Consider the following 337-nt stretch of genomic DNA (forward strand, 5'->3'; position numbering starts at 1 on the left):
ATCATAGGCAAAATGAACCAAATTTCAAATAATTTAATGATTTTAATCTCTATCGTTGCGAGTTTGATCTAAAAGCTGGTTTAATAATGAATTATAATAAATCTAAAAAATTGATTTTTTTGATATTCTGACAATCTATTTTTTAGCACCTAAGTAAAATTCCCCTCTAAAAAGAGGGATGATCCGTCGGCCAGCCGGCGGACGGATCGGGGTGTGTTACCTATTTGTAGGATAAGTTTTATAATAACACACCCCTAAATCCCCTCTTGATAGAGGGGACTTCCCTCGTCGCTAAGTTTAACCATTTCCGGTTAACGTGGGTGCAACGGGTTAACGT

This window comes from Calditrichota bacterium (genome assembly GCA_013151735.1).
Lineage (GTDB): Bacteria > Zhuqueibacterota > JdFR-76 > JdFR-76 > BMS3Abin05 > BMS3Abin05.